The sequence below is a fragment of the Streptomyces sp. CY-1 genome (assembly GCF_047218265.1).
GTDB classification, from domain to species: Bacteria; Actinomycetota; Actinomycetes; order Streptomycetales; family Streptomycetaceae; genus Streptomyces; species Streptomyces niphimycinicus.
Map to the genome: position 1 here is coordinate 3,305,901 of NZ_CP178393.1, position 13,141 is coordinate 3,319,041.

Genomic DNA, 13,141 nt, shown 5'->3' on the forward strand with positions numbered 1-13,141 from the left:
ATGTGGCCTGGACAGCAGCCGCCGGGGGGCGAGCAGAACCCGCAGCAGAACCCGTATCAGCAGCCGGAGCAGCCGGAGCACCCGCAGCCGGGTCATCCGCCGCCTCCGTCCCAGCCCCCGGGCTTCCCGCCCGCTCCCCCGCCGCCCGGCCCGGGCGGCGGGCCCTGGGGTGGCGCTCCCGCCCCGGCGGACCCACAGCGCAAGGCCGGGCTCATGGCCGTGGTGGCGGTGACGGTGGCCGCCGCGGTGGTCGCGGGCGTTCTCGTGATCACGGATGACGACAAGGACTCCAGGGCCGGTTCCGCGAACGATGTCGTCCAGGGCCCGCCGGGAGCGCCGGGCCCGGACGGCTCCGGTGGCTCACAGGGCCCGGGAAACCTCGTCGCGCCCGCCCACAGCTCCGGTCCGAGCGGCACCACCGTGGTGATCGGCGAGGCCGATGCGGGGCACACCCTCGACGTCTACGAGGACGTGCGCTGCCCGCCGTGCGCCTCCTTCGACCAGGGGGTCGGGCCGACCATCGCCAAGGACATCAAGGCCGGCAAGTACAAGGTCTCGTTCCACTTCGCCGCCATCCTCGACAAGAGCATGGGCGGCAACGGCTCCGCGAACGCCCTGAGCGCCCTCGGGGCGGCGCTGGACGTGAGCCCCGACGCCTTCCTCGACTACAAGGCCGCCCTGATGTCGGCGAAGAACTACCCCGAGGAGAGCAAGGACTCCTACGCCGACGACAGCCGTCTGCTGGCCGTCTCCCAGGAGGTGTACGCACTCAAGACGAACGCCTCCTTCCGGGAGGCGCTGCGCGTGGGCACCTACGACCCCTGGGCGAAGAAGATGATCGCCGACTTCGACGCCTCCGGGGTGAACAGCACCCCCGCCGTCAAGCTCGACGGCTCCCAGCTCACCGGCAGCGGCGGCTCCACCCCGATGACCGCGACGGAGTTCACGGAAGCGGTGAACAAGCAGGTCAAGGGCGGTTAGCCGACTGCCGGGGCCGATTCTTCACATGGTCCCTACAGCCGTTCATGGCAGAATTCGAAGTCATGGACGGCACCGGACCGCAGCTCAGGACAGTGCGCGCGGCGCTCTTCACGGCGCTGTGCGTCACGCTGTCCTCGGCTTCGCATGTCCTGCTGTCGCGGACCCCGCTGCCGCTGGGCACCGTCGGCGCGCTCTCGGTGGCCGTCTTCGCCGTCGCGTACGCCCTCGCGGGCCGGGAGCGGGGCTTCTGGTCCATAGCCGCCCTGCTGATCCCGCTGGAGCTGGCCGCCGACACGATCTTCACCACCGGCCAGCAGGCGTGTTACGGACCGTCCGGCGGCCCCGTGGCGGGCTCCCTGCGCTCCATGGGGGTCACCGTGCTGTGCGGCGGCGGCGATCTCGGCAGTCCGCTGCCCGGGATCTCCCAGAACGGGGTCGGCACCCCGCTGGCCGCCACCGTGAGCTCCGCCACCCCCTGGCTGCTGCTCGCCGCGCATATCGCGGTGGGTCTGCTCGCCTCGGCCTGGCTGCGGCGCGGCGAGGCCGCCCTGAGCCGTCTGCTGGCCTCCCTGGCCGCCTTCGCCTTCCGGCCGCTGCTGCTGGCCGTCGCGGTCCACGCCGCGGCCCTGCGGCCCCTTCGTCGCCCGGCCCCGCGGTCCGTACGGCCCGTGCGCCCGGCTCCGGCGCTCCCTCTCCTCGTGCACTCCGTGGTGCGTCGTGGACCGCCCTGCTCGGCCACTGCCTGAGCACAGCTCGGCCACTGCCTGAGCACAGCTCGGCCACTGCCTGAGCACAGCTCGGCCGCTGCCCGAGCACAGCGATCCACACCCCGTACGCCTTACCGACGACGCACACCCACGGAGATCGATCCATCATGAGCAACCGCAACAACCAGCAGAACAAGCAGGCCGCGCGCGAACGGCTGCGCGCCGAGCGTGAGCGCCAGGCCAAGAAGGACCGCACGCGGCGCCAGTTGTTCGTCGGCGGCGCGGTCGTCGCGGTCCTCGCGATAGCCGGCGGCATCGGCTACGCCGTCACCAACATGGACTCGTCGGACGACGCCAACCAGAAGTGGCGGGCGGCAGCCGAGAAGAAGTCGTTCGCGAAGCCCGCCAACGCCTCCGGCTCCCAGGGCACGACGGTCGTCATCGGCGACAAGAAGGCCAAGAACACCCTGCACGTCTACGAGGACATGCGCTGCCCGGTCTGCGCCCAGTTCGAGAAGTTCACCGGGCCGACCGTGCTCAAGGACATCAAGGACGGCACCTACAAGGCGCAGTTCACCATGGGCACCTTCCTCGACGACAACAAGCAGATGCCCGGCGCCGGCTCGAAGAACGCGCTGAGCGCGCTCGGCGCGGCCCTCAACGTCAGCCCGCAGGCGTTCCTGGACTACAAGGCGGCCCTGTACGCGCCGAAGAACCACCCGCAGGAGACCGATGACGCCTTCGCGAACGACCAGAAGCTGATCGACATCGCCCAGCAGGTCAAGGAGCTGAAGGGCAACACGGCCTTCGAGAAGGCCGTGAAGAACGGCACCTACGACCGGTGGGCGCTGGCCATGTCCAAGTCGTTCAACGACACCAAGGACGTCGACTCCACCCCGGCCTTCAAGCTCAACGGGAAGAAGCTGGAGGTGGGCCAGAACCCGCCGATGACCCCGGACCAGTTCACCCCGCTCGTCCAGCAGAACCTCAAGAAGTAACGTCCGGCCCTTCCCGGCCGAGTCGGCGGGCGTGCCCCTGGGGCGCGCCCGCCGACGGCGTTATGGCCCGGCGACGAGGGCAGCGCCGGCAGCCGCGGTGGTGACCTCACGCCCACGACGGTGGTGACCTGGCGGCGACGGGTGGGCGAACATCCCCCAAGCCCCCTGTCCCCGCCCGCTACTTGTCAGTAATGTCCTCGGCCGTGACCGACCTCCACATCTCGCGCCGCAGCGCCGTCACGGCCGCGGCGGCTGCCGCCGCCCTGCTGCCCCTCGTCCCCGGACCCGCCGCCCACGCCGGCTCCGGGCCCGCCTTTCTGCACGGCATCGCCTCGGGTGACCCGCTGCCCGACGGGGTCCTGCTGTGGACGCGTATCACGCCCGTCCCCGACGCCGTGCCCGGTTCGGGGCGCGGCCCGGCCATCGAGGTGACCTGGGAGGTCGCCGAGGACCGGGACTTCCGCTCGGTCGTCGCCCGCGGCACCGTCAAGGCCGCCGCCGGCACCGACCACACCGTCAAGGCCGATGTGCGCGGGCTGCGGCCCGCCACCGACTACTTCTACCGCTTCGGCGTGGACGGCGGCGTCCGCTCCCCCGTGGGGCGCACCCGCACCACCCCCGCGCACGACGCCGCGGCCGACGGGGTCCGCTTCGGCGTGGTCTCCTGCGCCAACTGGGAGGCGGGCTGGTTCTCCCCGTACCGCCATCTGGCCGCCCGTACCGACCTGGACGCGGTGCTCCATCTCGGCGACTACATCTACGAGTACAAGAGCGGCGAATACCCGGAGGCGAAGAGCGTCGTCCGCCCGCACGCCCCCACCCATGAGATCGTCACGCTCGCCGACTACCGCATGCGGCACGGGAACTACAAGACCGACCCCGACGCCCAGGCGCTGCACGCCGCGCTCCCCCTGATCGCGATATGGGACGACCACGAGTTCGCCAACGACGCCTGGTCCGGCGGGGCGGAGAACCACACGCCCGGCACCGAGGGGGCGTGGGCGCAGCGGGTGGCCGCCGCCAAGCAGGCGTACTTCGAGTGGATGCCGGTGCGCCCCTCCACCGAGGGCACCACCTACCGGCGGCTGCGCTACGGCACCCTCGCCGATCTCCATCTGCTCGATCTGCGCTCGTTCCGCTCCCAGCAGGCGGCCACCGGCAGCGGCGACGTGGACGACCCGGAGCGCACCCTGACCGGCCGCGCCCAGCTCGACTGGCTGAAGTCGGGCCTGACCGCCTCGGACACCACCTGGCGGCTGGTGGGCAACTCTGTGATGATCTCACCGGTCGCCTTCGGGGCCCTCCCCGCCGAGCTGCTGGGCCCGCTCGCCGAGCTGCTGGGGCTGCCCAAGGGCGGCCTGGCCATCAACACCGACCAGTGGGACGGCTATACGGACGACCGGCGCGAGCTGCTCGCCCACCTCACCGACCACGCGATCGGCAACACGGTCTTCCTCACCGGTGACATCCATATGGCGTGGGCCAACGACGTACCGGTGAAGGCCGCCACCTATCCGCTCTCCCGGTCGGCCGCGACCGAGTTCGTGGTCACCTCGGTGACCTCGGACAACCTCGACGATCTGCTCCATGTGGCACCGCACACGGTGTCCTTGGCCGCGGCGGCCGCGATCAAGGTCGCCAACCGCCATGTGAAGTGGGTGGACATGGACTCGCACGGCTACGGCGTGCTCGATGTCACTCCCCAGCGGGCCCAGATGGACTACTACACCGTCTCCGACAGGACCGATCGCAACGCCACGACCGCCTGGGCGCGGTCGTACCGCACCCAGGCGGGCAGCCAGCGGGTCGAACGCGCCGACGCACCGGTGCGCTGACGGACCGGTGCACAGACGGGCTACCGGCTCAGAGGCCGGCCAGGAAGCCGAGCGCCACCCGCCAGGTGGCCTCGGCGGCCTCCTTGTCGTAGTCCGGCAGCTCGGGGTCGGTGAAGACATGCCCGGCCCCGGCGTACCGGAAGACCTCCACATCGGCACCGGCCCGCCGCATCCGCAGATACCAGGCGTTGAGCCAGTCGTGTGGCTCGAACGGGTCGGGGTCGGCCACATGCAGTTGCACCGGCAGCTCATCGACCGTGGTGTCGTCGGCGATGTCCGAGGTGCCGTGCAGCAGAAGCAGTCCGCGCGCCTTGTCGTCGGCCAGCGCCAGGTTCTGCGCCAGGGCGCCGCCGAGCGAGAAACCGGCGTAGACCAGCCCGCGGTCCGAGTACGGCGCGGCGGCGGTGATGGCCCGTTTCAGCAGCTCGTCGCGGCCGATCCGCTCCTTGATCACCATGCCGTCCTCGACGGTTTCGGCGGTCTGCCCCTCGTACAGGTCCGGCACGACCACCTCATGCCCGGCCGCGCGCAGTCGGTCGGCCGCCTCCTGTACGGCGGGCCGCAGCCCGTACGCGGAGTGGAACAGAACAATCGTCGAGGTATCGGCCACCGCTGTCACTTTCCTTTCCGTGGATCGCCCCCTCCCATCGTGCCAGTCCCGGTCTGAGGACACCGGATCCGGGGAAGGCGGCACAGGACACCCGGAGTCTGTCCGAGGGAAGGATTGAGGTAGGTGTCCATGGAGGACGTGCTGCGTCCGCTCGTCGTCATCGGCGGCTCACTGGCCATCACGCTGTTCATCGGCTGGGCCGTCGACTGGCTGCTGCGGAGGGTCGATGCCCGGCACCCCGAGACCCCCTTGTGGGGCCATCTGCGCCGCTGCCGGCTTCCGCTCCAGGTGACCGTGTGCACCGCGCTGCTGAGCGGCTCGTACGACAAGACGCGGGCGAGGGTCGTCCAGGAGCATGAGTCGGCGATCGGCCGGCTGCTCGCGCTGGTGCTGATCGCGGCGACGGCCTGGCTGGTGGTGCGGGTCTCCTCGGCCGTGGTGGAGTCCTCCTACTTCCGCTACGCCTCCAGCGCGCACGACGCCGCGCGGGTGCGCCGGGTGCGCACCCAGGTGACGCTGATCCAGCGGGTGGTGGCCGCGATCGTCGGCGTGGTGGCGGTCTCCGCCATGCTGCTGACCTTCCCTGCGATGCGCACGGTCGGCACCTCCATGCTGGCCTCCGCCGGGATCCTCGGTGTGGTCGCCGGTGTCGCCGCCCAGTCCACGCTGGGAAACCTCTTCGCGGGGCTTCAGATCGCCTTCGGCGACATGGTGCGGATCGGCGACACGGTGGTCGTGGACGGCGAGTGGGGCACGGTCGAGGAGATCACACTGACCTTCCTGTCCGTACGGACCTGGGACGAGCGCCGGATCACCATGCCGGTGTCGTACTTCACCAACAAGCCGTTCGAGAACTGGTCGCGGGGCGGCACCCAGAAGGTGGCCACCGTCCTCTTCCATCTCGACCACACGGCGCCGATCGAGGAGATGCGGGAGCGGCTGCGCGAGATCGTGCGGAAGTCCCCGGCCTGGGACGGCCGGGACTGGAACCTGGTGGTGACGGACACCACCCCGAGCACCATCGTGGTACGGGCGCTCATCACGGCGCGGGACCCGGACGACGCCTGGACCGTGCGCTGTGAGGTGCGCGAGAAGATGATCACGTGGCTGCGGGACGCCCATCCGCACGCCCTGCCGCGCATCGCCACCGCCCCGGCCGCCCAGCCCCCGCCGGCGCGGCTGGAGCGCGAGCGGGGCCGTGAGCTGCATGACCGCCACGACCACCACGACCGTCTGGCCCGCTTCGAGGACGGGCTCCGCAAGGACGCCCCGCACCCGCGGTGAGGGCGCTGCCGGGCCGCTACAGCGGCCGCCGCATCGCGCGGTGCGGGATGCCGCTGCCCTCGTCGAACTCGGGGCCGAACGCCGCGTAGCCCAGCCGCTCGTAGAAGCCGAGCGCATGGGTCTGGGACTCCAGATAGACCTCGGCCAGACCGCGCCGGTGGGCCTCCGCCTCGACGGCCCGGACCAGGTCGGCCCCCAGCCCCGTGCCCCGCGCGGCCTTGGCCACCGCGAGGCGGCCGAGAACGGCGGTGGTGGCGCCGTCGACACCGGCGTGGGCGTACTTCTTGTCCGCGGCGGCGCCGTGCAGAAAGCGCACGGTGCCCACCGGGCGGCCCGCGCCGTCGGTGGCCAGGAGGTGGACGGCGTGCGCGTCGTACGCGTCCATCTCCTCCTCCTCGGGGATCCGCTGCTCCACCACGAAGACCTCCCGGCGGACCGCGAAGCAGCCGGACAGGTCCCCGTCGGCCACGACCTCGATCACGAGCTCTCGGCCTTCACGATGTCCAGTGCCGTGCGCAGATCGTCCGGGTAGGCGCTCTCGAACTCGACCCACCCGCCGTGCGCGGGGTGCTCGAAGCCGAGCCGCATGGCGTGCAGCCACTGCCGGGTCAGCTTCAGCCGCTTGGCGAGCGTCGGGTCCGCGCCGTAGGTGAGGTCGCCGACGCAGGGGTGGCGGTGGGCCGCCATATGCACCCGGATCTGGTGGGTGCGGCCGGTCTCCAGCTTGATGTCCAGCAGGCTCGCGGCCCGGAACGCCTCGATGAGGTCGTAGTGGGTGACGCTCGGCTTGCCGTCCGCCGTCACCGCCCACTTGTAGTCGTGCTGCGGATGGCGCCCGATCGGGGCGTCGATGGTGCCGCTCAGCGGGTCTGGGTGGCCCTGGACCAGCGCGTGGTAGCGCTTGTCCACGGTGCGCTCGCGGAATGCCTGCTTGAGCACGGAGTACGCGAGTTCGGACTTGGCGACGACCATGAGCCCGGAGGTGCCGACGTCCAGCCGGTGCACGATCCCCTGGCGCTCGGCGGCGCCCGAGGTGGAGACGCGGAAACCGGCGGCCGCGAGCCCGCCGATCACGGTGGGGCCGGTCCAGCCGGGGCTGGGGTGGGCGGCGACGCCCACCGGCTTGGAGACGACCACGATGTCCTCGTCGTCGTGCACGATCTCCATGCCCTCGACGGGCTCGGCGACGACCCGCACCGGGGGCGCGGCCTGTGGCAACTCGACCTCGAGCCAGGCACCCCCGGAGACCCGGTCGGACTTCCCGGCGACGCTGCCGTCGAGCTGCACCTTTCCGGCGGCGGCCAGCTCGGCCGCCTTGGTCCGGGAGAAGCCGAACATGCGGGCGATCGCGGCGTCGACGCGCTCGCCCTCCAGACCGTCCGGTACGGGCAGGGTGCGGATCTCGGGAATCGTACTCACCCGACGAGTATGCCGGACCGGAGGCACCGGTTCGTACGCCCGTCGGATACCGGCCGCCGGGCCCTGGTCAGTCCTTGTGGACCGTGCCGTCCGGGTCGAGACCGCGGAAGGACAGGATCACGATCAGGAAGCCGCCGCAGACGATGGCCGAGTCGGCGAGGTTGAAGACCGCGAAGTGGGAGGGCGCGATGAAGTCCACGACCGCCCCCTGGAAGTCCCCGGGCGCCCGGAAGATCCGGTCGGTGAGATTGCCGAAGGCGCCGCCGAGCAGCAGACCGAGCGCGATGGCCCAGGGCAGGCTGTGGAGCTTGCGGGCCAGCCGGGCGATCACCACGATGACGCCGACCGCGATCACCGTGAAGACGATGGTCATGGCCTCGCCGAAGCCGAAGGCCGCACCCCGGTTGCGGATCACCTCGAACTGAAGCCAGGTGCCGATCACCTCGACCGGAGCGTGGTGCTCCAGCTTCGCGACCACGGCCAGCTTGCTGACCAGATCGATCAGATAGGCCAGCGCCGCGACCGTGAGGAGCACGCCGACGCGCCGCTTCCCCCTGCCCGCCGCGGCCTCATCGGCTCCGGCGGCGCTGGTCCCGGCACCCTCCTCTGCCTTCCCCGCATCCGGCGTACCGATGGCCTGCTCCGCCTCTGTCACGTGAGTCCCTCAACTCGTCCGGGCCAGTCTCCCCCTGTGAGGGACGAGGGTACGGCACATGCGTACGGGCGTCAGCGCCGCTCCTGGCGCTGCTTGCACTCGACGCACAGTGTGGCCCTGGGGAACGCCTGCATCCGGGCCTTGCCGATCGCATTGCCGCAGTTCTCGCACAGCCCGTAGGTGCCGGTGTCCAGCCGGTCCAGGGCCCGCTCGGTCTGGAGCAGCATCTCGCGGGCGTTTCCGGCCAGGGCCATCTCATGCTCGCGGGTGATGTTCTTGGTGCCGGTGTCGGCCTGGTCGTCACCGGCACCGTCACCGGAGTCGCGCATCAGCCCGGTGATCGCCTGCTCGGAGGCGAGGATCTCGGTGCGCAGCCGGCCGGCCTCGGTCAGCAGCCCGGCGCGCGCCTCGTCCACCTCCTCGGCGGACCAGGGGTCCTCGCCGGGGCGGACCGCGAGGTCGCTGGGGTCGACGGGCGCGCCCGCCGCACGGGCCTTGGGCAGGGGGGGTGCGGTCGTCGTGGCCTTCTTGCCGGTCGGCGCACCACCCGGAGTCTTCTTCGCAACCACTTTCCTGGCTCCCGTCTTCTTCGCGGGCACCGCCTTGTCGGCGGGCGCGGCCTTCCTGGCCGTGGTCTTACCGGCCGTGGTCTGCCCGGCCACGGTCTCCCCGGCCGCGCCCTCCTCGGTCGGCGCGACCGTCTTGGCGGATGCGTGCTTCCTGGTGGGCGTCTCCGAGTTCTTCCTCGGGGCGCTCTTCCCGGACGCCTTGGCGGCGCCTTGCGCGGCGGCTCCGGCGGGGGCCGCGGTCGTGTTGTTGACGGCCTTCTTGCCCGAGGCGCTCTTCTTGCCGGGCGCGGCCTTCGTCGCCTTCGCCGTGCTCTTCTGCACGGCGGTCTTTCTCGCCACCATGGCCGCGGCCCCTTCACATATTGTGATCTTGCGCGCGAATCGTTCCGGAACGATAAATCGACTCCGGGCGGGCGGCAACGGGGCACGCCGCCCGATTCGCCCGGCTTGCCCGTTCGACAACCCGGTCCCCACCTTTGTGCCCCACTCCGCGTCCGGTAATCCGTCCGGAATCCGGCACCCTCTGGTGACCCAGCGTGACGACCGCGGCCACAACACCCGGCGTATCGCCATTCGGGTCAATCCCCGGAGCCGGCCGTCCCTCACTCGGCGCAGTGGGTATTCCGGTCGGCCCCGGCCTCCTCGGCCCCGTACACTGGGGCGCAGCGAGAGGCGTGGATGGGGACGAGTAGCGTCGTAGGCGGCCCAGAGCGACCCGGGGACGGTGTGAGCCCGGGGGCGAGCGCGATGTGAAGGATCACCCCGGAGCCGCCGGAAGAACGCCCGCAGTGGGTCAGTAGAACCGGCATCGCGATCCCAATGAGGGGGCCGGAAGCCGACCAGCTACCGGTCAAGGAGGGTGGTACCGCGGGAGCGCACGGCTCTCGTCCCTCCGACGGAAACGGAAGAGCACGTGTCCGCCGGAGGAAGAAGAGCCCCGATGACGCCGCAGTACCGCCAGGTGCCCGCCCAGGTCGACCTGCCCGCCCTCGAGCACGCCGTGCTCGACTTCTGGCGGGAGAACAAGATCTTCGCCCGTAGCCTCGAGCAGTCCGAGGGCCGGCCCGAGTGGGTCTTCTACGAGGGCCCCCCGACCGCGAACGGCATGCCGGGCGCCCACCACATCGAGGCCCGCGTCTTCAAGGACGTCTTCCCGCGCTTCCGCACCATGCGGGGCTACCACGTCGACCGTAAGGCGGGCTGGGACTGCCATGGCCTGCCGGTCGAGCTGGCGGTCGAGAAGGAGCTGGGCTTCAACGGCAAGAAGGACATCGAGGCGTACGGCATCGCCGAGTTCAACGCCAAGTGCCGGGAGTCCGTCACCCGGCACACCGACGCCTTCGCCGAGCTCACCACGCGGATGGGCTTCTGGACCGACCTCGACGGCGCGTACTGGACCATGAACCCCGGCTATATCGAGTCGGTGTGGTGGTCCCTGAAGGAGATCTTCGACAAGGGGCTGCTGGTCCAGGACCACCGGGTCGCCCCCTGGTGCCCGCGCTGCGGCACCGGGCTGTCCGACCATGAGCTGGCCCAGGGCTATGAGACGGTCGTCGACCCCTCGGTCTTCGTCCGCTTCCCGCTGACCTCGGGCCCGCTGGCGGGCGAGGCGGCGCTGCTGGTGTGGACGACGACACCGTGGACCCTGGTCTCCAACACCGCCGTGGCCGCGCATCCGCAGGTGCGCTATGTGGTCGCCACCAACGGCGAGGAGAAGCTGGTCGTCGCCGAGCCGCTGGTCGGGCAGGCGCTCGGCGAGGACTGGACCGTCACCGGGGAGTCCTTCACCGGGGCCGAGATGGAGCGCTGGACCTATCGGCGCCCCTTCGAGCTGGTGGAGATCCCGGACGCGCACTTCGTCGTCAACGCCGAGTATGTGACGACCGAGGACGGCACCGGTCTGGTCCACCAGTCCCCCGCCTTCGGCGAGGACGACCTGCTGACCTGCCGGGCCTACGGTCTGCCGGTGGTCAACCCGGTCCGCCCGGACGGCACCTTCGAGGAAGGACTGGAGCTGATCGGCGGCCAGTTCTTCAAGAAGGCCGACGAGGCGCTCACGGCGGACCTCAAAGAGCGCGGGCTGCTGTTCCGGCATGTTCCGTACGAGCACAGCTACCCGCACTGCTGGCGCTGCCACACCGCGCTGCTCTACTACGCCCAGCCGTCCTGGTACATCCGCACCACCGCGATCAAGGACGCGCTGCTGCGGGAGAACGAGAAGACCAACTGGTATCCGGAATCGGTCAAGACCGGTCGCTATGGCGACTGGCTCAATAACAACATCGACTGGGCGCTGTCGCGCAATCGCTACTGGGGCACCCCGCTGCCCATCTGGCGCTGCGCCGAGTCCCATCTCACCTGCGTCGGCTCCCTCGCCGAGCTCTCCGAGCTGACCGGCACCGACCAGAGCGATCTTGACCCGCACCGCCCGTACATCGACGACATCACCTTCACCTGCACCGCCGACGGCTGCTCGCTGACGGCCGAGCGGGTGCCCGAGGTCATCGACGCCTGGTACGACTCGGGCTCGATGCCGTTCGCGCAGTACGGCTACCCGTACCGGAACAAGGAGCTCTTCGAGAGCCGCTACCCGGCACAGTTCATCTCCGAGGCCATCGACCAGACCCGCGGCTGGTTCTACACGCTGATGGCGGTCGGCACGCTCGTCTTCGACAAGTCCTCGTACGAGAACGTGGTCTGCCTCGGTCACATCCTGGCCGAGGACGGCCGCAAGATGTCCAAGCACCTGGGCAACATCCTTCAGCCGATCCCGCTGATGGATCAGCACGGCGCCGACGCGGTCCGCTGGTTCATGGCCGCGGGCGGCTCGCCGTGGGCGGCCCGGCGGGTGGGCCACGGCACCATCCAGGAGGTCGTGCGCAAGACGCTGCTCACCTACTGGAACACGGTCGCCTTCCAGGCGCTGTACGCCCGCACCTCGGGCTGGGCGCCGTCCGCGGCCGACCCGGCCCCGGCCGAGCGGCCGCTGCTGGACCGCTGGCTGCTGGGCGAGCTGGGCACGCTCACCGAGCAGGTCACCGAGGCCCTGGAGGCGTACGACACCCAGCGCGCCGGAAAGCTGCTGTCGGCCTTCGTCGACGATCTGTCCAACTGGTACGTGCGCCGCTCCCGCCGCCGCTTCTGGCAGGGCGACGCCGCCGCGCTGCGCACCCTGCACGATGTCATCGAGACGGTCACCCGGCTGATGGCGCCCCTGGTGCCCTTCATCACCGAGCGGGTCTGGCAGGACCTGGTCGTCCCGGTGGTCCCGGAGGCCCCCGCCTCCGTGCACCTGACCACCTGGCCGGAGCCGGACCGGTCGATGATCGACCCGGCCCTCTCGGCGCAGATGGCGCTGGTGCGGCGCCTGGTGGAGCTGGGGCGCGCGACCCGCGCGGAGTCCGGCGTGAAGACGCGCCAGCCGCTCTCGCGCGCCCTGGTCGCGGCGGCCGGCTTCGAAACCCTCGGCGCCGAACTGCGCGCCCAGATCGAGGAGGAGCTGAACGTCTCCTCGCTCGCCTCGCTGAGCGAGGTCGGCGGCTCTCTGGTCGACACGACCGCGAAGGCCAACTTCCGCGCCCTGGGCAAGCGGTTCGGCAAGGGCACCCAGCCGGTAGCCAAGGCGATCGCGGAGGCGGAAGCCGCCGCGCTGTCGCTCGCGCTGCGCGAGGGGAACGCGTCGGTCCTGGTGGACGGCGAGACGGTGGCCCTCTCCCCCGACGAGGTCATCATCACCGAGACCCCGCGCGAGGGCTGGTCGGTCGCCTCCGACGCGGGCGCCACGGTCGCCCTCGACCTGGAGATCACCCCGGAGCTGCGCCGCGCGGGCCTCGCCCGTGACGCGATCCGGCTGATCCAGGAGGCCCGTAAGAACAGCGGGCTGGACGTGGCCGACCGGATCGCGCTGCGGTGGGAGACGGCGGACGAGGAGCTGCGGCAGGCGCTCACGGATCACGCGGGCCTGATCGCGGACGAGGTCCTCGCGACCGACTTCGCGGCGGGCGAGGCGGATGCCGCGTACGGCGCCCCCTTCGAGGACGCCCCCCTGGGCCTGACCTTCCGCCTCCGCAAGGCGTAACCCCC

11 protein-coding genes are annotated in these 13,141 nt (G+C 71.0%); 6 read left to right on the forward strand and 5 right to left on the reverse strand.

Annotated features, from left to right (window positions below):
* From ACK1X7_RS14265 to ACK1X7_RS14280, 4 genes are all read left to right on the forward strand, one after another.
* Nucleotides 1-981, forward strand: coding sequence for a thioredoxin domain-containing protein (locus ACK1X7_RS14265; RefSeq protein WP_413115138.1), 981 nt, complete (start codon nt 1-3; stop codon nt 979-981).
* 44 nt (nt 982-1,025) lie between these two features.
* Entirely contained in the window at nt 1,026-1,727 is a 702-nt protein-coding gene (locus ACK1X7_RS14270; RefSeq protein WP_385118915.1) for a hypothetical protein, read from the forward strand.
* Nucleotides 1,728-1,855: 128 nt separating this feature from the next.
* On the forward strand, nt 1,856-2,686 hold the full coding sequence (locus ACK1X7_RS14275; RefSeq protein WP_385154185.1) for a thioredoxin domain-containing protein: 831 nt from the start codon (nt 1,856-1,858) through the stop codon (nt 2,684-2,686).
* Between the two features lie 191 nt (nt 2,687-2,877).
* The gene (locus tag ACK1X7_RS14280) at nt 2,878-4,521 is read left to right on the forward strand and encodes an alkaline phosphatase D family protein (RefSeq protein WP_413115139.1); all 1,644 of its coding nucleotides are present in this window, start codon (nt 2,878-2,880) and stop codon (nt 4,519-4,521) included.
* A gap of 28 nt (nt 4,522-4,549) precedes the next feature.
* Here ACK1X7_RS14280 and ACK1X7_RS14285 read toward each other — a convergent pair whose 3' ends face one another.
* Nucleotides 4,550-5,140 carry a dienelactone hydrolase family protein gene (locus tag ACK1X7_RS14285; RefSeq protein ID WP_385154180.1) on the reverse strand — a complete coding sequence of 197 codons (591 nt, stop codon included), beginning with the start codon at nt 5,138-5,140 and terminating at the stop codon, nt 4,550-4,552.
* A 120-nt stretch (nt 5,141-5,260) separates the two neighbouring features.
* On the opposite strand from ACK1X7_RS14285, the gene ACK1X7_RS14290 reads away from it, so the two are divergent.
* The gene (locus ACK1X7_RS14290; RefSeq protein WP_382960751.1) at nt 5,261-6,415 is read left to right on the forward strand and encodes a mechanosensitive ion channel family protein; all 1,155 of its coding nucleotides are present in this window, start codon (nt 5,261-5,263) and stop codon (nt 6,413-6,415) included.
* 16 nt (nt 6,416-6,431) lie between these two features.
* Here ACK1X7_RS14290 and ACK1X7_RS14295 read toward each other — a convergent pair whose 3' ends face one another.
* From ACK1X7_RS14295 to ACK1X7_RS14310, 4 genes are all read right to left on the reverse strand, one after another.
* Complete coding sequence (locus ACK1X7_RS14295; protein ID WP_385154177.1) at nt 6,432-6,896, reverse strand: GNAT family N-acetyltransferase; 465 nt, start codon at nt 6,894-6,896, stop codon at nt 6,432-6,434.
* The gene (locus tag ACK1X7_RS14300) at nt 6,893-7,834 is read right to left on the reverse strand and encodes an RluA family pseudouridine synthase (protein WP_216342983.1); all 942 of its coding nucleotides are present in this window, start codon (nt 7,832-7,834) and stop codon (nt 6,893-6,895) included. Before ACK1X7_RS14300 ends, ACK1X7_RS14295 begins: the two co-directional genes overlap by 4 nt.
* A gap of 67 nt (nt 7,835-7,901) precedes the next feature.
* Nucleotides 7,902-8,489, reverse strand: a complete 588-nt coding sequence (lspA, locus tag ACK1X7_RS14305; protein ID WP_385154174.1) for a signal peptidase II — start codon at nt 8,487-8,489, stop codon at nt 7,902-7,904.
* 71 nt (nt 8,490-8,560) lie between these two features.
* Nucleotides 8,561-9,400, reverse strand: coding sequence for a TraR/DksA family transcriptional regulator (locus ACK1X7_RS14310; protein ID WP_385154171.1), 840 nt, complete (start codon nt 9,398-9,400; stop codon nt 8,561-8,563).
* Nucleotides 9,401-9,998: 598 nt separating this feature from the next.
* Here ACK1X7_RS14310 and ileS point away from each other — a divergent pair.
* Entirely contained in the window at nt 9,999-13,136 is a 3,138-nt protein-coding gene (gene ileS, locus ACK1X7_RS14315) for an isoleucine--tRNA ligase (RefSeq protein ID WP_385154168.1), read from the forward strand.
* Nucleotides 13,137-13,141 lie beyond the last annotated feature (5 nt).